The organism is Cellulomonas sp. P22 (assembly GCF_044392165.1).
Map to the genome: position 1 here is coordinate 1 of NZ_JBISBW010000016.1, position 18,589 is coordinate 18,589.

General features: G+C 73.5%; 22 protein-coding genes. 11 read left to right on the plus strand and 11 right to left on the minus strand.

The window, feature by feature from the left end:
- Positions 1-395, plus strand: a 395-nt coding sequence (locus ACGIF2_RS15830; RefSeq protein WP_396047946.1) for a PKD domain-containing protein, incomplete at its 5' end; no start/stop codon positions are given.
- Positions 396-420: 25 nt separating this feature from the next.
- Here the strand turns inward: ACGIF2_RS15830 and ACGIF2_RS15835 are convergent.
- Positions 421-1,581, minus strand: coding sequence for a pyridoxal phosphate-dependent aminotransferase (locus ACGIF2_RS15835; RefSeq protein ID WP_396047948.1), 1,161 nt, complete (start codon positions 1,579-1,581; stop codon positions 421-423).
- Between the two features lie 48 nt (positions 1,582-1,629).
- Entirely contained in the window at positions 1,630-2,142 is a 513-nt protein-coding gene (locus ACGIF2_RS15840; protein WP_396048063.1) for a low molecular weight protein-tyrosine-phosphatase, read from the minus strand.
- A 119-nt stretch (positions 2,143-2,261) separates the two neighbouring features.
- Between ACGIF2_RS15840 and ACGIF2_RS15845 the strand changes: the two genes are divergently transcribed.
- The 3 genes from ACGIF2_RS15845 to ACGIF2_RS15855 all read left to right on the plus strand — a co-directional run bounded on the left by ACGIF2_RS15845 (position 2,262) and on the right by ACGIF2_RS15855 (position 3,976).
- Positions 2,262-3,146 carry an SDR family oxidoreductase gene (locus ACGIF2_RS15845; protein WP_396047950.1) on the plus strand — a complete coding sequence of 295 codons (885 nt, stop codon included), beginning with the start codon at positions 2,262-2,264 and terminating at the stop codon, positions 3,144-3,146.
- Positions 3,147-3,223: 77 nt separating this feature from the next.
- The gene (locus tag ACGIF2_RS15850; RefSeq protein WP_396047952.1) at positions 3,224-3,460 is read left to right on the plus strand and encodes a hypothetical protein; all 237 of its coding nucleotides are present in this window, start codon (positions 3,224-3,226) and stop codon (positions 3,458-3,460) included.
- A gap of 51 nt (positions 3,461-3,511) precedes the next feature.
- On the plus strand, positions 3,512-3,976 hold the full coding sequence (locus tag ACGIF2_RS15855) for a hypothetical protein (RefSeq protein ID WP_396047954.1): 465 nt from the start codon (positions 3,512-3,514) through the stop codon (positions 3,974-3,976).
- A gap of 13 nt (positions 3,977-3,989) precedes the next feature.
- On the opposite strand, the gene ACGIF2_RS15860 is transcribed toward ACGIF2_RS15855, so the two are convergent.
- Positions 3,990-4,895, minus strand: a complete 906-nt coding sequence (locus ACGIF2_RS15860; protein WP_396047956.1) for a LysR family transcriptional regulator — start codon at positions 4,893-4,895, stop codon at positions 3,990-3,992.
- A gap of 197 nt (positions 4,896-5,092) precedes the next feature.
- Between ACGIF2_RS15860 and ACGIF2_RS15865 the strand changes: the two genes are divergently transcribed.
- A complete protein-coding gene (locus tag ACGIF2_RS15865; RefSeq protein WP_396047958.1) occupies positions 5,093-5,434 on the plus strand; it encodes a hypothetical protein in 342 nt (113 codons plus the stop codon).
- A 4-nt stretch (positions 5,435-5,438) separates the two neighbouring features.
- On the opposite strand, the gene map is transcribed toward ACGIF2_RS15865, so the two are convergent.
- The 4 genes from map to aceA form a co-directional block, all read right to left on the minus strand.
- Positions 5,439-6,209 carry a type I methionyl aminopeptidase gene (map, locus tag ACGIF2_RS15870; RefSeq protein WP_396047960.1) on the minus strand — a complete coding sequence of 257 codons (771 nt, stop codon included), beginning with the start codon at positions 6,207-6,209 and terminating at the stop codon, positions 5,439-5,441.
- Positions 6,210-6,599: 390 nt separating this feature from the next.
- The gene (locus ACGIF2_RS15875) at positions 6,600-7,400 is read right to left on the minus strand and encodes an SDR family oxidoreductase (protein ID WP_396047962.1); all 801 of its coding nucleotides are present in this window, start codon (positions 7,398-7,400) and stop codon (positions 6,600-6,602) included.
- A 66-nt stretch (positions 7,401-7,466) separates the two neighbouring features.
- Positions 7,467-9,104 (minus strand): malate synthase A, encoded by a 1,638-nt coding sequence (gene aceB / locus ACGIF2_RS15880; RefSeq protein WP_396047964.1) that lies wholly within the window; start codon positions 9,102-9,104, stop codon positions 7,467-7,469.
- 57 nt (positions 9,105-9,161) lie between these two features.
- Complete coding sequence (gene aceA, locus ACGIF2_RS15885; RefSeq protein ID WP_396047966.1) at positions 9,162-10,487, minus strand: isocitrate lyase; 1,326 nt, start codon at positions 10,485-10,487, stop codon at positions 9,162-9,164.
- A gap of 137 nt (positions 10,488-10,624) precedes the next feature.
- Here aceA and ACGIF2_RS15890 point away from each other — a divergent pair, with 137 nt between their 5' ends.
- Positions 10,625-12,085, plus strand: coding sequence for a helix-turn-helix domain-containing protein (locus ACGIF2_RS15890; protein WP_396047968.1), 1,461 nt, complete (start codon positions 10,625-10,627; stop codon positions 12,083-12,085).
- Between the two features lie 51 nt (positions 12,086-12,136).
- On the opposite strand, the gene ACGIF2_RS15895 is transcribed toward ACGIF2_RS15890, so the two are convergent.
- Entirely contained in the window at positions 12,137-12,418 is a 282-nt protein-coding gene (locus ACGIF2_RS15895) for a hypothetical protein (protein WP_396047970.1), read from the minus strand.
- A 60-nt stretch (positions 12,419-12,478) separates the two neighbouring features.
- A complete protein-coding gene (locus ACGIF2_RS15900; RefSeq protein ID WP_396047972.1) occupies positions 12,479-12,937 on the minus strand; it encodes a VOC family protein in 459 nt (152 codons plus the stop codon).
- A 148-nt stretch (positions 12,938-13,085) separates the two neighbouring features.
- Between ACGIF2_RS15900 and ACGIF2_RS15905 the strand changes: the two genes are divergently transcribed.
- The 3 genes from ACGIF2_RS15905 (at position 13,086) to ACGIF2_RS15915 (ending at position 14,601) form a co-directional block, all read left to right on the plus strand.
- Positions 13,086-13,376: an SHOCT domain-containing protein gene (locus ACGIF2_RS15905; RefSeq protein WP_396047974.1), complete on the plus strand. Its 291-nt coding sequence runs from the start codon at positions 13,086-13,088 to the stop codon at positions 13,374-13,376.
- Between the two features lie 67 nt (positions 13,377-13,443).
- Positions 13,444-14,079 (plus strand): NADPH-dependent F420 reductase, encoded by a 636-nt coding sequence (locus ACGIF2_RS15910; RefSeq protein ID WP_396047976.1) that lies wholly within the window; start codon positions 13,444-13,446, stop codon positions 14,077-14,079.
- Positions 14,080-14,355: 276 nt separating this feature from the next.
- Positions 14,356-14,601 carry a DUF2249 domain-containing protein gene (locus ACGIF2_RS15915; protein ID WP_396047978.1) on the plus strand — a complete coding sequence of 82 codons (246 nt, stop codon included), beginning with the start codon at positions 14,356-14,358 and terminating at the stop codon, positions 14,599-14,601.
- A gap of 93 nt (positions 14,602-14,694) precedes the next feature.
- On the opposite strand, the gene ACGIF2_RS15920 is transcribed toward ACGIF2_RS15915, so the two are convergent.
- Positions 14,695-16,488, minus strand: a complete 1,794-nt coding sequence (locus ACGIF2_RS15920) for a glycoside hydrolase family 2 protein (protein ID WP_396047980.1) — start codon at positions 16,486-16,488, stop codon at positions 14,695-14,697.
- Positions 16,485-17,792, minus strand: coding sequence for an MFS transporter (locus ACGIF2_RS15925; protein WP_396047982.1), 1,308 nt, complete (start codon positions 17,790-17,792; stop codon positions 16,485-16,487). Before ACGIF2_RS15925 ends, ACGIF2_RS15920 begins: the two co-directional genes overlap by 4 nt.
- 125 nt (positions 17,793-17,917) lie before the next feature.
- On the opposite strand from ACGIF2_RS15925, the gene ACGIF2_RS15930 reads away from it, so the two are divergent.
- Positions 17,918-18,142 carry a hypothetical protein gene (locus ACGIF2_RS15930; protein WP_396047984.1) on the plus strand — a complete coding sequence of 75 codons (225 nt, stop codon included), beginning with the start codon at positions 17,918-17,920 and terminating at the stop codon, positions 18,140-18,142.
- Positions 18,142-18,462: a type II toxin-antitoxin system PemK/MazF family toxin gene (locus tag ACGIF2_RS15935; protein ID WP_396047986.1), complete on the plus strand. Its 321-nt coding sequence runs from the start codon at positions 18,142-18,144 to the stop codon at positions 18,460-18,462. Before ACGIF2_RS15930 ends, ACGIF2_RS15935 begins: the two co-directional genes overlap by 1 nt.
- Positions 18,463-18,589: the final 127 nt, after the last annotated feature.

The window sequence follows — 18,589 nt, forward strand, 5'->3', positions numbered from 1 at the left end:
CCGGTGACCAGCCTCAGGAGCTGACCACCACCCTGCTCGACTTCCCGATCACCGTGCGCGCCACCCCCACCCAGTACACCTGGGACTTCGGCGACGGCTCCACCCCACTGACCACCACCGACCCCGGGGCCCCGTTCCCCGCCGACGGGCGCGTGGACGCCGGCCGCTACCCCGACGGCGTCATCGGCTACTCCTACCCCCACCTGGGCACCTTCACCATCACCCTGACCACCACCTGGGCCGGTCAGTACCAGGTCGCAGGCACCATCACCTGGCTGCCCGTCACCGGCACCGCAACCACCACCACGACCCACACCCCCGTGACCGTCCTCGAATCACGCACCCACCTCGTCGCCGAGAACTGCCACCAGAACCCCACCGGGCCCGGCTGCTGAGAACCCCGGCTGCTGACACGAGCGGTCAGAGGGTCTGCTGCCAGGCGACGATCCGGTCGACGGCCTCGGCCACGACCTCGACGGACGACGCGAACGACAGCCGAACCCAGTCGTGCCCGTCGACCCCGTCGAAGTCGGTGCCCGGGGTCAGCGCCACGTCGGCCTCGTCGAGCAGGCGCGCGCACCAGGTGACGGAGTCGAGGCCCGAGGCGGAGATGTCGGCGTACAGGTAGAACGCGCCGTCGGCGGGGGCCACCCGGGTCCAGCCGAACTCGGGCAGCCGCGAGAGCAGCAGCGCGCGGGCGGCGGCGTAGCGGTCGACGTTGGCCTGCGCGGCGGCGTACCCGGCGGGGCTGAACGCGGCGATCCCGGCGTGCTGGGCCAGGGCGGGCGGGCACAGGGAGACGTTCGAGGCGAGGGCGTCGACGGGGGCGAGCAGGTCGTCGGGCAGCACGAGCCAGCCGAGGCGCCAGCCGGTCATGGCCCAGTACTTGGAGAACGAGTTGACGACGACGGCCCCCTGGTCGAGGTACCGGGCGGCGGTGGCGACGCGCGCGTCGTCGTAGGTGATGCCGTGGTAGATCTCGTCGCTGATCAGCCGCACGCCGTGCGCGGAGCACCACGCGACGAGCTCGGCGAGGGCGGCGGCCTCGATCATGGTCCCGGTGGGGTTCGCGGGGCTGGCGACGACCAGCCCGGCGACGGGGGTGTCGAGCGCCTCGAGCTGGGCGACGGTCGGCTGGTAGCGGGTCTCGGGGCCGCAGGGCAGCTCGACGACCTCGCAACCGAGCGCCGTGAGGATGTTCTTGTAGGCGGGGTACCCGGGGCGGGCGAGGGCCACGCGGTCGCCGACGTCGAACGCTGCGAGGAACGCGACGACGAAGCCGCCCGACGACCCGGTGGTGACGGCGACCTGCCGGGCCTCGATGTCGAGGTCGTACCAGCGGCCGTAGTGCGCGGCGATCGCGGCGCGCAGCGGCGGGGCGCCCATCGACTCGGTGTAGCCGAGGTCGCCCTCGGCGAGCATCCGCGCGGCGCGGTCGCGCACGACGTCGGAGGCGCCGGTGGAGGGTTCGCCCGCGCACAGGTTGAGCACGGGTCGCCCGGCGGCTCGTCGGGCGTTCGCTGCCGCGATGATCTCCATCACGGCGAACGCGGGGACCTGGGACCGGCGCGAGACCTTCATGGCCTCATCCTGCCGCTCGGCGGCTCACCCCGGTGGGTGGGCGCCGGGTCAGTCGGGGCGTCCGACGCTCCCGGCCCGTTCGCCCACCTCGTCGCGCACGTGCGAGACGATCGTGTCGGCGGCGGCCTCGATCATCGCGAGGCACTCCTCGAAGTCCTGCATGTCGCCGTACCAGGGGTCGGCCACGTCGAGCTCGTGGTCGGGTGCGGTGGGCGGGACGGTCGGGTCGAACTCGCGGTACCGGCGGATCCGGCGGGCGACCTCGCTGGCCCCGGCCAGGCGCCGCAGCGACCGTTCGTGCACCGAGGTCATCGCGAGCACGAGGTCGCGTTCGCCCAGGTCGGGCACTCGGACGGGACGGGCGTGGTGGGTCGGGACGTCGTAGCCGTGCGCGCGGAGCACGGCCTGTGCGCGCCGGTCGATCGGGTTGCCGTGCTCCTCGTCGCTGATGCCTGTCGAGTCGACGACCACCTTGTCGCCGAGCCCGGCGTCCTCGAAGCGCTGGCGGAGCACGACCTCCGCCATCGGCGACCGGCAGATGTTGCCGGTGCAGACCGTCATGATCCGGAACGGGGTGCTCACACCTCATCATCGCCGACGCCGGGCGTTCGAGCCCGCGCTGCGTCGCGCCCCGGCGACGAGCGCTCGCCGGGGCAGTGCTGCGCGCGTAGTTTCGACGCATGACGACCGTCTTCGGGGTCACAGGCGCGACGGGTCTGCTGGGCGGGCGCGTCGCGGAGCGGTTGGCGGCGGAGGGCGCGGAGCAGCGGCTGCTGGTCCGGGACCCGGCGCGCGCACCCGACCTGCCGGGCGCGCAGGTCGCCCGGGTCGAGGGGTACGACGACGCCGCGGGCATGCGCGCCGCGCTGACGGGCGTCGACACGCTGTTCCTCGTCTCGGGGCGGGAGGCGCCCGACCGGGTCGCGCAGCACGTCGCGGCCGTCGACGCCGCGGTCGAGGTGGGGGTGAGCCGGATCGTGTACGTCTCGTTCCTGGGCGCCGCGCCCGATGCGACGTTCACGTTCGGGCGCGACCACTGGGACACCGAGCAGCACATCCTCGCCACCGGTGTGCGCAGCACCTTCGTGCGCGACAGCTTCTACCACCTGATGTTCCCGCGGCTGGTGGGCGACGACGGCGTGATCCGTGGACCGGCGGGCGACGGGCGGGTGGCGAGCGTGGCGCACGACGACGTGGCCGACGCCGCGACGGCGGTGCTGCTCGACGAGATCCCCGAGATCGACGCCCTGCCGGCGTACGACCTGACCGGCCCAGAGGCCATCTCGATGGCCGAGGCAGCGGCGCAGCTGTCGCGCGTGAGCGGCAGGTCGATCGTCTACGTGCCCGAGACGATCGAGGAGGCGTACGCGTCGCGCGAGGGCTTCGGCGCCCCCGAGTTCGAGGTCGACGGGTGGGTGACGTCGTACACCGCGATCGCGAGCGGCGACCTCGAGGTGGTGTCGTCGGCGGTCAAGCGTTTGACGGGGCACGCGGCACAGACCTTCGCCGAGTGGCTGAGCGACAACCCCGACGCGTGGGCGCGGCTGCGCGACCTGCCCCGGTAGCGCCCCGCACGCTCCTGGGCGAGGATGGATCAAAACGGGGCAAAGCGTTCCGTCCGCGCGCGCGAGGGGGCCGACACGTGATCCAGGTACGCACCGTCTACGAGGCTCCGACGTGGCGCAACATGGTCGACGGGCTCCAGCAGGGATCCGCGTACACGAGCCTCGCCGCAGCCATCGCCGCCGGTCGGGCGACCGCCATCGAGCTGCAGGGCACGCACGAGGTGCGCGACTCCGACGGGTCGCTGCTCGAGCGGCACTCGTACTCGACGTCCGCCGAACGAACGGGGCCGGGCCCCTCGCTCTACACCCCCTGAGGCCCACGACCTGGCACGATGTCTTCCCTGCACCCGCCCGGAGGGGACCTCATGCCAGGCACCGCCGCACGTCCGCCCGCCCCGGCCGCCCGTGCGAGCCGCGGCCGGACCGCGCTGCTCACGGGAGCCGTCACGGCCGTCGCGTATCTCGCGCTCCTCGGCTGGGACCAGGTGAAGACCGTCACCCCGGACGGATCGGCGACCGGGCCGTACGAGGCGTGGCAGGTCGTCGTGCTCGTGCTCGTGCTGGCCGGGACCGCCGCCGTGGCCGGATGGCACCGCCGGACCTGGGTCGCGACGCTCACGATGACGGTGGTGCTGACGCTGTGCTGGTCGTACGACGCGGCGACCGACCCGGCCGACCTGAACGACGGGCTGTGGCCCGTCGGCGCGCTCCTCGTCCTGATCGGCACGTTCGTCGGTGCGGCCGTGGTCGCCGGTGTCGCGGCGGCCGTCGCGCGGCGCCGGGCACGGGGTGGTCCGGTGCTGTCGACGACCCCGGGCGCCGGCTCGTAGGTCGCGCCGCGGGTCAGCCGAGCTCGAGCGCCCCGGCCACGCCGAGGAGGAGGTCGAGCACCGCGACGGTCGCCGGACCGGGCTCACGCCGGGTCGCCCGGTGCCGCGCGACGAGCCGCCGTGATCCGAGACCGGGCACCGTCACGACGCTCACACCGTGGGGCACCTCCCCCTGGAGTGCGAGAGCGGGCAGCATCGCGACGCCCTGACCCGCGGCGACGAGCGAGAGGGCGACGTCGAAGTCGTAGTACTGGTGGCGGGTGCGCACGTGGCCGCCGAGCGTCGCGGCGACCCGGCCCAGCGCGCGGTCGGCGGCGGTGCCCGGCTCGGCCCCGACCCACATCGCGTCGCGCAGGTCGTCGAGCTGGGTCGGTGCGGCGACGGCCGCGGGCAGCACGAGACGCCAGGGCTCCTCGAGCAGCACCACGTCCCGGGCGCCGCGCGGCACGCTCGCGTCGGCGTCCTCGTCGCGCTCGAGCAGCACGATGTCGGCGTCCCCCTCACGCAGCCGGCGCAACGAGTCAACAGGTTCGCGTTCTTCGATGACGAGGTCGACGCCGGGGTGCCGCTCGGCGATGACGACCGCGGCGGGTCCCACCACCGCGCGGATCGCGGTGCGGAACGCCGCGATCGTGACGCGCCCCGAGACCTCGCCGCCGAGCGTCGCGATGGCCTTGCGGGCTTCGACCAGCTCGGCCTCGATGCGCTCGGCGGACTCCGCGAGGACGCGTCCGGCGGGGGTCAGCGTGACGCCGCGCGGTCCGCGGTCGAGCACCTGCACGCCCTCCTCGGTCTCGAGCCGGGCGATCTGCTGCGAGACGGCCGAGGGCGTCACGTGCAGCACGTCGGCGGCGGCGTGCACGCCACCGGCACGGTGCACGGCCAGCAGGACGGCGAGGCGGCGGGGGTCGGTCGGCATGCGGCGCTCCTAGGCCAGAAGCCCGGCGCTGAGACACATCGGACAGGCTTCGTTGGGTTCAGTTCTGCTTACCACGGGTTCGACAATAGTTCACTTGTGCTGAACCGATCAGCCGGTCAGAATTGGCACCGAGCCGCAACGAGCACCGCCCCGTACTGACGGCCGTCACCTCCCGCCGTCGTACCTGGAGCAAGCTCGTGCACACGTTCATCACCCTGCTGGGCTGGGCCGGCGCCTTCACCTGCGTCGTCGCCTACGGCCTCGTCTCGACCGGCACGTGGTCGGCCTCCTCGCGCCGCTACCAGGCGCTCAACATCGCCGGCGCGCTCATGCTCAGCGTCGTGGCGGCCCGCTCCCAGGTGTGGCCCTCGGTCGCGGCGAACGTCGTGTGGGCCGTGATCGGCGCCCACGCGTTCGCGATGATGGTGCGCTCGCGTCGGTCGCCCGACGCACCGACGGTCGGCGCGGTGGGCGAGCACCGGGCGATCGAGGCCGACGCGCCGACCCTGCGGCCGGGCAGCGTCACCCTCGTCGCCTGACAGCTCAGGACGAGCGCGCCGTCAGGACGACCGGGCCGTCCTTGGTGATGGCCACCGTGTGCTCGGCGTGCGCCGCGAGCGACCCGTCGGCGGTCCGGATGGTCCAGCCGTCGGCGTCGATCAGGTACTCGTCGCCACCCGCCATGAACCACGGCTCGATCGCGATCACGAGGCCCGGCTTGAGCCGCATCCCGCTGCCCGCACGACCCAGGTTCGGCACGTGCGGGTCCTCGTGCATGGTGCGCCCCACGCCGTGGCCCCCGAAGTCGGCGTTGATGCCGTAGCCCGCACGGCGCCCCACCTCGCCGATCGCCGCCGAGATGTCACCCATCCGGTTGCCCGGCCGGGCCGCGGCGATGCCGGCCGCGAGCGCCTGCTCGGTCGTCTCGATGAGTCGCGTGGCCGCCGGGTCAGGGGTGCCGATCTGGAAGGTGATCGCCGAGTCGGCGACCCAGCCCTGCACCTGGGCCGCGAAGTCGATGCTCAGCACGTCCCCGTCGGCCAGCACGTAGTCCGAGGGCAGCCCGTGCAGCGCCGCGTCGTTGACCGACGTGCACAGCACCCCGGGGTACGGGATCGCGCCGAACGACGGGTGGTAGCCCAGGTAGACCGAGTGCGCCCCCGCCTCGTCGATCAGGCGGTGCGCGTGCGCGTCGAGGTCCCGCAGGCTCACACCCGCCGTCGCCGCGTCGCGCAGCGATGTCAGCACGCGGGCGACGAACGCCCCGGCGGGGCGCATCGCGGTGATCTCGGCGGGGGTCTTGAGCTGCGTCATGCACCCATCCTCGCGCGCGGCGGGCGCTGCGGGGACCCCGTGCGGGCTCCGGGTGTCCGACGTCACCGGATGCCGTGCCCCGGGCAGGGAACAGCCCGTGGGCGGAACCCCTGACGGGGCCCTGCCGCGAGGGACGACTTCGCGGCTCCCACGGGCTGCGGTGACTGCCGGAGATTCGCTCGCCGCCGGGCCGGGGATCCGGCAGGTCAGCAGGCGGACCGGACAGTCCGTCCGAGTGATCGGGCGACTAGCGGGCAGTCACCTCATGCGTCCCCAGGTTCTTCATGTCCTGGACCACCTCCTCTCCCATGTGCTTCGACCGTACGTCCGGCTCGGCGGGGAGCCAAGGGGTTTTTCTCGCCCGATGCCCGCTGCCGCCGAGGAGAGAGGTCAGCGGGGCGGCCGCCGGGCGAGGTGCTCGGCGAACGTCACGCGGCCGTCCGCGTGCTCGGGCGTCAGATGGGCGCCCGCGCGGAACGCCGTCGTCGTGGCCCCGGGGGGCAGGCCGAACGACCGCACGACGCCGCGCCGGCCCCGGGCGGCCTGGTACTGCAGGGCGAGCTCGGCCAGGCCGAGAACCTGAGGCCCACCCAGGTCGGGCGCGCGACCCGAGGGCCCGGCCTCGACGAGCGCGACGAGCCGGGCGGCGACCTCCCGCACGTCGACGGGCTGGTCGTGCAACCCGGACGGCACCAGCGTGAGCGGGCCCAGGGTGATCGCCCCGAGGAAGGTCGCCACGAGCTCGTGGAACTGCGTCGCGCGCTGGATCGTCCACGGCACACCGCCCGCCTCGACCAGGTGCTCGACGGCCAGCTTCGTCTCGTAGTACGGGAACGGCACCCGGTCCACGCCGACGATCGAGATGTAGACGATGTGCTCCGTGCCCGCGGCCCGCGCGGCGAGCAGCAGGCGCGCGGCGGCGTCGATGTCGTCGTGGCGGTGCCGGGGCGAGGTGGCGCAGTGGACCACGGTCGGGGCGCCGTCGAGCGCCTCAGCGAGCCCGTCCCCGCTGGTCAGGTCGCCCGTCACCCACTCGACGGGCTGGGGGACGTGCGGGGTCCGGGCGTGGCGGCTGAGCACCCGCGGGGTGCGTCCCGCGTCGAGCAGCGTGCGGACCACGGACCGGCCGAGGGTGCCGGTGCCGCCGGTGACCAGGACCGGGCGCACGTCGGGCGGGGTGGCATCCAGCATGGGGCCATCCTGGCGGGGTGGCCCCGCCTCGGCATCCCGGGCCGGGCCACCCCACGCGCGACCTCGTCAGGCGCGGTCGACGAGGAACTGCGTGTACGCCGGGACGGTGAGGAACGTGGGGTACGTGTCCTCGAGCGCGACCTGGCGGAACAGGTCGACGGCGTCGTCGTACCGGTCGCCCGCGGTGCGCGGGAGGCTGCCGAGCACCTCGGACAGGACACCCTCGACGTGGGCCCGGGTCAGGGGCGTGCCCTCGGCCGTGACGATCCCGTGCTGCACCCACTGCCAGATCTGCGAGCGCGAGATCTCGGCCGTGGCGGCGTCCTCCATGAGGTTGTCGATCGCGACGGCCCCCGACCCGCGCAGCCACGCCTCGAGGTAGCGCAGGCCCACCGAGACGTTGCCGCGCACCCCCGCGTCGGTCACCGCGCCCGGCTCGCCACCTCCGGCAGAGGCGATGTCGAGCAGCTCGGCGGCCGTGACGCGCACGTCCTCGCGCAGCCGGTGCCGCTGGTCGGTGCGCTCCCCCAGCGCCGCGTCGAAGACCGCGCGCGCGACGGGCACCAGGTCGGGGTGGGCCACCCACGTGCCGTCGTACCCCTGGCCCGCCTCGCGCTGCTTGTCGGCCCGGACCTGCGCGAGCGCCCGTTCGGTGACCTCGGGGTCGCGCCGGTTGGGGATGAACGCGGACATGCCGCCGATGGCGTGCGCCCCGCGCCGGTGGCACGTCGCGACGAGCAGCTCGGTGTACGCCCGCATGAACGGCACCGTCATCGTGACCGACGCACGGTCGGGCAGCACGAACCGGGTGCCGCGCGAACGGAAGTTCTTGATGATGCTGAAGATGTAGTCCCAGCGGCCCGCGTTGAGGCCCGCGCAGTGCTCGCGCAGCTCGTAGAGGATCTCCTCCATCTCGAACGCCGCCGTGATCGTCTCGATGAGCACGGTGGCCCGGATCGTGCCGCGCGGGAGGCCGAGCCGGTCCTCGGTGAACAGGAAGACCTCGTTCCACAGCCGCGCCTCGAGGTACCCCTCGAGCTTCGGCAGGTACAGGTACGGCCCGCGGCCCGCGTCGATCAGGGCCTGCGCGTTGTGGAACAGGTACAGCCCCGCGTCGACCAGGCTCGCTGACGCCGACGAGCGCTGGCCGGTGCCGTCCCTGAGCTGCAGGTGCCGTTCGGCCAGGTGCCAGCCGCGCGGACGCATGACGATCGTCGGCGTGGTGGGCCCGACGCTGTACTCGCGGCCGTCCTCGGCGGTGAAGTCGACGCGCCCACGGATCGCGTCCCGCAGGTTCTGCTGACCGCCCACGACGTTCTCCCAGGTGGGCGCCGTGGCGTCCTCGAGGTCCGCGAGCCAGACCTTGGCACCCGAGTTGAGCGCGTTGACGGACATCTTCCGGTCGGTGGGGCCGGTGATCTCGACGCGACGGTCCTCGAGCCCCGGCCCGGGACCGGCGACGCGCCACGTGGGGTCGGCGCGCACGTGCGCGGTCTCGGGCCGGAAGTCGGGGTCGAGGCCGTTCGCGAACCGCTCACGGCGACGCTGGCGGGCCAGCAGCAGGTCGTGGCGCGGTCCGGCGAACCGGGCGTGCAGCGCGGCGACGAAGTCGAGGGCCCCCGGCGTGAGGACCTGCTCGCCACCGACGACGGCGGGGCCGGTGATCTCGAGCGTCGGGTTCGCGGCCGGGGCCAGGATGGTCATGACGTGCTCCTCTCGGGACGTGCTCGGACGGTGCGGGGTGCGGGTGCGGGGTGCGACTCAGTGCTGGGGGCGGAACTGCGCGGCCTCGGTCGAGCCGGCGAGCGCGAGCGTCGCGCTGTCGGGGTTGAGCGCCGTCGCCACCTTGTCGAAGTAGCCGGTGCCGACCTCGCGCTGGTGACGGGTGGCGGTGTACCCGTCGGCCTCGGACGCGAGCTCGGCCTCCTGGAGCTCGACGTACGCGCTCATGCCGCGCTGCGCGTAGCCGCGGGCGAGCGTGAACATCGAGTGGTTGAGGGCGTGGAAGCCGGCCAGGGTGATGAACTGGAACACGTAGCCCAGACCCGCGAGCTCCTTCTGGAACCGGGCGATCTGCGCGTCGTCCAGGTGCGCCCGCCAGTTGAAGGACGGCGAGCAGTTGTAGGCGAGCATCTTGCCGGGGAACCGCTCGTGGATCCGCTCGGCGAACTCGGTCGCGAGCGCGATGTCGGGCGTCGAGGTCTCGACCCACAGGAGGTCGGCGCACTCGGCATAGGCCGTCGCTCGGGCGACCACGGCGTCGAGGCCGGGGCGCACCCGGTGGTAGCCCTCGACGGTGCGCTCGCCCGTGAGGAACTCGGCGTCGCGCGGGTCGGCGTCCGAGGTGACGAGGTCGGCCGCGAGCGCATCGGTGCGGGCCACGACGATCGTGGGGACCCCGGCGACGTCGGCCGCGAGGCGCGCGGCGGACAGCGTCCGCACGTGCTGGCTCGTGGGGACGAGCACCTTGCCGCCCAGGTGGCCGCACTTCTTCTCGGCCGCGAGCTGGTCCTCCCAGTGCACGCCCGCCGCGCCCGAGGCGATCATCGAGGCCATGAGCTCGTAGGCGTTGAGCGGTCCGCCGAACCCGGCCTCGGCGTCGGCGACGATCGGCGCGAGCCACTCCTGGGTGCGCCGGCCGCCGTTCTCGGAGGACTCGACCTGGTCGGCGCGCAGCAGCGCGTTGTTGATGCGGCGCACGACGGCGGGCACCGAGTTGACCGGGTAGAGGCTCTGGTCGGGGTACGTCTGGCCCGAGAGGTTCGCGTCGGCGGCGACCTGCCAGCCCGAGAGGTAGATGGCCTCGAGCCCGGCCTTGACCTGCTGGACGGCCTGGTTGCCGGTGAGCGCGCCGAGCGCGGGCACCCACTCGCGGGAGTGCAGCAGGTCCCACAGCCGCTCGGCCCCCCGGCGGGCGAGCGTGTGCTCCTCACGCACCGAGCCGCGCAGGGTGATGACGTCCTGCGCCGTGTGGTCGCGGCGGATGCCGGCCCACCGCGGGTCGGTGGCCCACTGCTCGGCCAGCTCGGCGGCGGTCTGGGTCTGGTCGCCGGGTGCGGTCCGTGTCGTCGTCGTCTCGGTGCTCACGATGCCCCTCCGTTGTGGTCGTGGTGCTGGTGTCCCTCCACTGTCCGGGAAGGACAACCCCTCTTCACCCGCCACAAGAGGAGAAGAATCGGGATCTTTCTGCGTGACAGAAGCGAGCCCCGCTGGGACCGTGAACCATGGCGACGACGCAGCAGGGCGAACCCGTGGACGGTCTCGACACGCTCGTGCTCGGCCGCCGCATCCGGCACCTGCGGACCACGCGCGGGCTCACGCTCGACGAGCTGGGCGCCGCGATCGGGCGCGCCGCCTCGCAGGTGTCGATGCTCGAGAACGGCCACCGCGAGCCCAAGCTGTCGCTGCTGCAGCAGGTCGCCACCGCGCTCGGCGTCCCCCTCTCCGAGCTGCTGCGCGACGAGCCGCCCACCCGGCGCGCGGCTCTCGAGGTCGAGCTCGAGCGGGCCCAGCGCGGACCGCTGTTCGCCTCGCTGCACGTGCCCACGGTCAAGGTCGGCCGGTCGCTGCCCAGCGACGCGCTCGAGGCGCTGGTCCGCCTCCAGGCCGAGGTGCAGCGGCTGCTCACCGAGAAGGCGGCGACCCCCGAGGAGGCCCGCCGCGCGAACGCCGAGCTGCGCGCCACCATGCGCGCGCAGGACAACTACTTCCCCGACCTCGAGGACCATGCCCGGCGCCTGCTCGGGGCGATCGAGCACCCCGGCGGCCCGCTGTCGCAGCGCGGCACGGCCGACATCGCCGCACACCTCGGATTCACGCTGCACCACGTGCACGACCTGCCGCACTCGACCCGGTCCGTCACGGACCTGGCCCACGGCCGCATCTACCTGCCGCACGGGCTGACGTCCTCGAGCGACCCACGCTCACCGCTGCTGCAGGCCCTCGCGAGCCACGTGCTGGGCCACGCCGAGCCGCGCGACTACGGCGACTTCCTGCGCCAGCGCGTCGAGACCAACTACCTCGCGGCCGCGCTCATGCTCCCCGAGGACGGCGCCGTGGCCCTGCTGCGCGAGGCCAAGGCCGAACGCCGACTCTCGGTCGAGGACCTGCGCGACGCGTTCGCGGTGACGTACGAGACGGCCGCGCACCGCTTCACCAACCTCGCGACCCGGCACCTCGACGTGCCCGTGCACTTCATGAAGGTGCACGAGGGCGGCACCCTCTACAAGGCCTACGAGAACGACGGGGTGCGCTTCCCGTCCGACCCGCTGGGCGCGATCGAGGGCCAGCCGGTGTGCAAGAAGTGGACCGCGTGGGCGGTGTTCGGCATCCCGGACCGGTTCAGCCCCTACTACCAGTACACCGACACGTCGTCGGGCACGTACTGGTGCACCTCGCGCGTGCAGGGTTCGCCCGAGGGCGAGCACTCGGTGTCGGTCGGGGTGCCGTTCGCGCACGTGCGCTGGTTCCGTGGGCGGGAGACGACCGAGCGGGCGGTCTCACGCTGCCCCGACCCGGCGTGCTGCCGCACTCCCCCGAGCGAGCTGGCCGAGCGGTGGGCCGATCGGTCCTGGCCGGCGGCCCGCCCGCACGCGAGCATGCTCGCGGCGCTGCCCTCGGGGGTGTTCCCCGGGGTCGACTCGACCGAGGTGTACCAGTTCCTCGACCGGCACGCCCCGGCGTGACCGGACCGCCCAGACACGCGGCTCCCGGGCCGACTCGTCGGGCGAGGTCGGTCAGTCCTGGGCGCTGTGGCGCGCGCGGTACGCCTGCGCCACGATGACGGCTCCCCACACGGCCACGGCCGCACCCACGGCTCCGATCAGCCAGTTCGCGGCCGTCGCGTCGCCCGCCGTGATCAGGGGCACCTGGAAGCCGACGACCACCGCACCGAGCACGCCGCGGTAGGTCCCCGTCCACCACCAGCGGTCGCGCAGCGAGGCCGGGCCGGTCGGGCCGTCCGTGTCAGGGGTCGAGGGCTCGGAGGACGGGCCGGTGTGCGGCGTCGCAGGGGGCATGCGCCCAGCGTGCCACGTCGGGCGCCGCGACCTGCCCCGCGACCGGCGCGAGCCGCACGGTCAGAAGCCTGCGCCCCGGTACGTGCCGAGGTTCCACGCGTTGCCCTCTGGGTCGAGGAACGTGAAGCCCACCGCGCCGTAGCCCGTGTCCGCGAGCGGCTGGCTGATGGTCCACCCGGCCCCCGCGACCCGCCCCGCGACGTCCGCGACGGTCGCGACCGGGGCCGCGAGGTACGCGGTCGACGTGCCGGGCTGCCCGATCTCGCCCGACCACCGGTTCCCGGGCTGGTCCGAGCCGAGCATGAGGCCGCCGCCGTAGGGCCACAGGAGCTCGGCGTGCTCGACCGGACGCCCGCTGTCCCCGCGGTGCACCTCGCTGACGACGAAGCCGACCACGTCGACCAGATAGCCGAGTGCCGCGTCGGCGTCGCGGTACGTGAGGGTGGGCCACACCCCGGGGGCAGCCCGACGCGAGGGCTCCGGGGTCTCGTTCTCGTCTGCGTTCTCGTCTGCGGTCATGCACACAGGGTGCACCGGACCGGTCCGCTTTGTCGCGTTCCGGGCTGGTCTGGAGCGGCCGTCCGGAGGATGATCCTGAGGAAGGTCCGACGCGACCCGCGAGGGCCGGCGCCCGCCGGACGGTCCACACCGACCCGAGGAGATCCCCATGGTGCGTCGCCGTTCTTTGTTCGGCACCGTCGCCCGGACAGCGGTCGTCGCGAAGACGGCCACGGCCGTGAGCGCCCGCGAGCGGGAGCGGCAGGCCGCCGCCGCCGATCAGCGGGCGCAGGCCGCCGCCCCTGTCGCCCCTGTCGCCCCGGCACCGCCGGAGGCCCCGGCCCCGAGCGGCTCCGGAGACCGCATCGCGCAGCTCCAGGCCCTCGGTGAGCTGCGGGCGTCGGGCGTGCTGACCGAGGCCGAGTTCGCAGCCGAGAAGGCTCGCATCCTCGCGGGCTGAGCACCGGCCCGGCGACCGGGTGACGGGGGTGCCGGAACAGCGCGCCCCGTCCCTCTGTTGTGCGGAGATGACGACCATCGGGTTCATCGGCAGCGGGCACATCGGCGGGACGCTCGCGCGGCTCGCCGTCGACCAGGGGTACGACGTGGTCGTGAGCAACTCGCGCGGACCCGAGACGCTGGTCGGCCTGGTCGACGAGCTGGGTGACCGTGCACGGGCCGGCACCGCCGACGAGGCCGCGACCGAGGGCGACCTGGTCGTGGTGTCGATCCCGTTCGGTCGGTACGCGCAGGTGCCGGTCGACGCCCTCGCGGGCAAGGTCGTGATCGACACGAACAACTACTACCCGCAGCGCGACGGGGCGTTCCCGGCGATCGACGCGCACGAGGCGACCTCGGCCGGGCTGCTCCAGGAGCACCTGCCCACCTCGAGGGTCGTCAAGACGTTCAACCAGATCCGGTCCACGGACCTCGCCGAGCAGGGCATGCCCGCGGGTACCCCCGACCGGCGCGCGTTGGCCGTCGCGGGCGACGACGCCGACGCGAAGGCGCAGGTCGCGGCACTGGTGAACAGTTTCGGCTTCGACGTGGTCGACGCCGGACCGCTCGCCGAGGGCTGGCGCTACGAACGCGACACACCCGCGTACCTCGATCGGCTCGACGTCGACGAGCTGCGGGCGGCGCTCGCCCAGGCGGTCCGCTGACCCCCCGGCTGCGCACCGGCACGGGCCTGGTCCTAGGTCCCACCTGTCGCACAGGGAACCCGACGATGCTGGGGGGAGTGCCCGCACCGCGGGCCGGTCGAAGACAACCCGGAGCAGCAGATGTCCCCCCAGCCCTTGTCCCTGCCGATCGTCCCCCTGACGCGCCCCGGCGAGCCTGCCCGTACCGGAGGCGGCTGCGGCGGAGGCGGTGGCGGCCGACGCAACGGTGGCTGCGGGTGCGGGGAGCGCCCCGCGACGCAGGTCGACACCGACCAGGTGTCTGACGAGACGGTCCTCGACGTGCGCAACGTGCCGCTCGGCATCCGCGCCTCGACCGCCCTCGGGGTGTTCAGCTCCGTCCCCGTGGACTCCAGCATCCTGCTGATCACCTCGGGCGACCCGACCTCGCTGCTCACCAAGCTGCGCACCGACGCGCAGGGTGCGCTCGACGTCGAGCCCCTCGACGAGACCCCCGGCGCCTGGCGCGTCCGGGTCACCCGCCGGCTGCCGCAGTACTCCTGACCCCTCGCAGGGTGGCCAGGAATGCTGGGACGGCATGCCGGCGTGCGGTGGACGGGCCACCGCGCCCCCTGACGCCCGGCGGCGGCGACGGGGTCACTGTCGGGGTGTCGCCGGCAGCACCGCTCCGGCGCTTCGCAGCCGCGCGTTGACGGCACGCACCACGTCGGCGGGGATCTTCTCGACCCGACGGTCGTACGTCACGAGCCCGTTGAGCTCGTCCTCGACGTCCGAGAGCTGCGTGTAGACGGTCGCGGCGAGACCCTGGTTCACGGCGGGCCGGATCTGCTCGTCGTGCAGGCGCGTGAACGCTCGGGCGAGGTCGGCCGGGCTGCGGAACCGCTTGTAGCCGAAGTCCCGGGCGCCGAACGTGTGGCCGTCGACCCGCAGGTTGTAGCCGCCGTACTCGGAGAGCACGACCGCCCGCGGGTCGCGCCGCCTGCGCCGGGCCATCCGGAACCGCCGGAAGTACACGTGCAGGCTCATGAGGTGGCCGCCGCCCTGGTCGTGCCAGCCGCTCGCGTGGTCGACGGTGCGCGTGGGGTCGAGCGCGGCGACCTCGTCGGCCACCTCGCGCGCGTCGAACTGTCCCCAGCCCTCGTTGAAGGGCACCCACACGGCCAGGCTCGTGACGTTGCGCAGCAGCTCGACGGTCTCGCGCGTCTCCCGGCGGAAGGCGGCGCGCCCGTCGGGGTCCTGCCGCCCGAACGCCCGGTACCAGCGGTCGGGCAGGCGCACCGGGGCCACCGCGGGCACCGTGACCACCGCCGGGTTGTAGGTGCGGCCACCGTTGACCATGTCCTGCCAGACGAGGATCCCCAGGCGGTCGCAGTGGTGGTACCAGCGGAGCGGCTCGACCTTGATGTGCTTGCGCAGCATCGTGAAGCCGAGGTCCTTCATGGTCTGGATGTCGTTCACCATCGCCGCGTCGGACGGCGGCGTGCACAGCCCGTCGGGCCAGTAGCCCTGGTCCAGCACGCCCGCGTGGAAGTACGGGCGGCCGTTGAGCAGCAGCCGGGGGACGCCGTGGGCGTCGGGCCCCACGCCGAACGAGCGCAGCCCGACGTACGAGGTCACCACGTCCTCACCCAGGCGGACCCGCACGTCGTAGAGGAACGGGTCCTCGGGCGACCACTCCCGCACCACGTCGAGCGGCACCCGCACGGGCTCGCCGGGCCGGGCGATGGCGTGCCCGACGACGACGCCGTCCGCGCTGATATCGACCTCCGCGGGCGCCGCACCCCCGCTCGGGGCGTCGACCGTGACCTCGACCGCGCCGCCGCCCAGGTCGGGGGTCAGCACCAGGCGTCCGACGTGCACCTCGGGCACCGACTCGACCCAGACGGTCTGCCAGATGCCCGAATGAGCGGTGTACCAGATGCCGCCCCGGTCGAGCTTCTGCTTGCCGCGCGCGTGCCACGACGTGTCCGAGACGTCGCGCACAGCGACTGTCAGCTCGGCCGTCGAGCGCCCGCCCAGCGCGTCGGTCACGTCGATCGTGAACGGCAGGTAGCCACCCTCGTGCTCACCGACCAGCCGACCGTCGACGAAGACCCAGCAGGTCTGGTCCGCGGCTCCGACGTGCAGCAGGACCCGGTCGCGCACGAAGCCGTCGGGCAGCGTGAGATCGCGGCGGTACCAGAGGACCTCCTCGGGCCGGAGCTGACGCCCGACCCCGGAGAGCTCCGACTCGGGCGAGAACGGCACGACGATCTCGCCGTCCCAGTCGTCAGGGACCTCGCCGAATCCTGCGCCCGGCGCGGGCACGATCGCGTGCTCCCACGGGCCGTTGAGGTTGAGGTACGAGTCGCGCGCGAGCTGGGGGCGCGGGTACTCCGGCAACGGGTGCTGGCGGTCGAAGTCCTCACCCCAGGGGGTCAGCAGGCTCATCGGACCGCGTGCTTCCGCACGAGGCGCACGGCCGGCACCACGAGCACCAGCACCGCGGCGGCGGCCAGGAAGATCCATGGCGTCGGCACCTGCTTGACCAGACCCAGGTCCACGTACGTCTCGTCGGCCCCCCGGATCACCGCGGCCCCCAGGAACGGCCCGACGACCATCGGCACCAGGACGGCCGCGATCATCCGCAGACCCTGCACGTTGCCCGCACGACCCTCCGGCGTCTCGTCGCGCACCAGCGCAGAGATCGTCGCGACCGACAGCAAGAAGCCCGCCATCATGACGATCCCCGCGAGGATCACGCCGGCCATGCCACGCGCGAAGAACATCAGGACGAGCCCGGCTGCGAGCACCCCCACGGCCCACGGCAGGAACCGCAGCTTGCCGACCCGGTCCATGACCCGCCCACCGAGCACGCTCAGCACCGACGCGACCGTGAGCACCACCGCCAGCACGATCGCGTACCCGTCGATCTGCAGGTACCGCTGGATGTAGATGATCAGGTAGGGCAGGAACACCTGGATGCAGGTGGCCACCACGACCCACACCAGCAGCAACGCGTACAGCTGCGGGCTGGCCCGCACCACGGCGGGGCGCAGCCCGTGCAGCACGGCACGCAGGTAGCCGTCGCTCTGCACCTGCCGGGTCGGCGCGTCGCGCACCGCGAACCACGCGTACACGCCGATCAGGGCGGTGATCAGGCCGACGACGCCGAAGAACACGCGCCAGCGGCCGTCCTGGGTGAGCGGGTCGAGGGCCCCGAACACGAGCAGCATCGCCAGCAGCGGCATGATCGCCAGCACCGAGTCGACGCGCCCCCGGTTGGCCGGGACCGTCGTGTCGGTGACCCAGGCGTTGAACGCCGCGTCGTTGGCGCCCGAGCCGAACAGGGTCATCAGGCAGTCGAGCAGCACGACCGCGACGACGGCCGCGGTCACCGCGCTGCCCGCGGCGGCGGCCCCCTCCACGCCGTCCACCGTGACGAACCCGAACGCGGCGGTCGACAGCCCCCACAGCACGTACCCGACCGCGATGAACCCCCGGCGGTTGCCGACCCGGTCGGAGAACGAGCCCACCAGCAGCGTCGTGACCGTCGCGACGATCGCGCTCGCCGCGACCATGCCAGCGAGCACGGTCGGGTCGTCGGTGATCGTGTCGTAGACGAACACGTTGAGGTACATGTTCTCGACCGTCCAGGCGAGCTGGCCCACGAGCCCCAGCACCACCAGGGCGGTCCAGGTGCGGGGCCCGACCCGCGCCGAGGCGCTCGTCGGGGTGGTGACCTCGCTGGTCATGGGGTCCTCATCGTCGGGGAGCGGTGGATCAGCGCGACAGTAGCCGTCGGCAGCCCGTCGCGGCACACGCCATGCCCGGACCCCGCACCCTCGCGGCGAACTGTAGACCGGTTGTAGACTGCGGCATGGCCGAATCCACGACGGTGCGGGTGCACACCACCACGCGCGACGAGCTCAACCGGCTCAGCGCCGAGCGCGACACCACCGTCGAAGCCGTCATCCGAGACGGGATCGCCCTGCTGCGCCGCGAGGAATGGCGTCGCCAGGCCGAGATCGACGCACGCACGGCCGCCGCCGACCCCGCCGACCGCGCCGAGGTCGCCTCGGTGCTGCGCGACCTGCTCGGCTGATGCGCGGCGACGTCCACCGGCTCCGAGCAGGGCAGACGCGAGGTCAGGAGCAGGCGGGCCCCCGGTTCGCGGTGGTCGTCCTGGCCTCGCGACTCGAGCACCTGAGCACCTGGCTCGTCGTCCCGACATCGACGCGCGCCAACCCGTACGTCTTCCGGCCGTGGATCGACATCCCCGGGCACGGGCCGACCGTCGCGCTGTGCGACGCCCTCACCGCCGTCGACCCGCAGACCCGGCTCGGTGAGCACGTCGGCTTCCTGCCGCTCGCGCAGATGGAGCAGATCGACGTGGCCCTCGCCGGGCTGCTCGACCTCGGCTGACCGGGCGACCGGACCGTCACACCCAGCCTGCTGGGCACGGCTGCCAATGAGCTTCTGTACACAGACGTGTTCGGTCACCGCCCCGATGCCCGACCCGGGCGAAGGACCCTGGTCCTGCCCGGGGCGC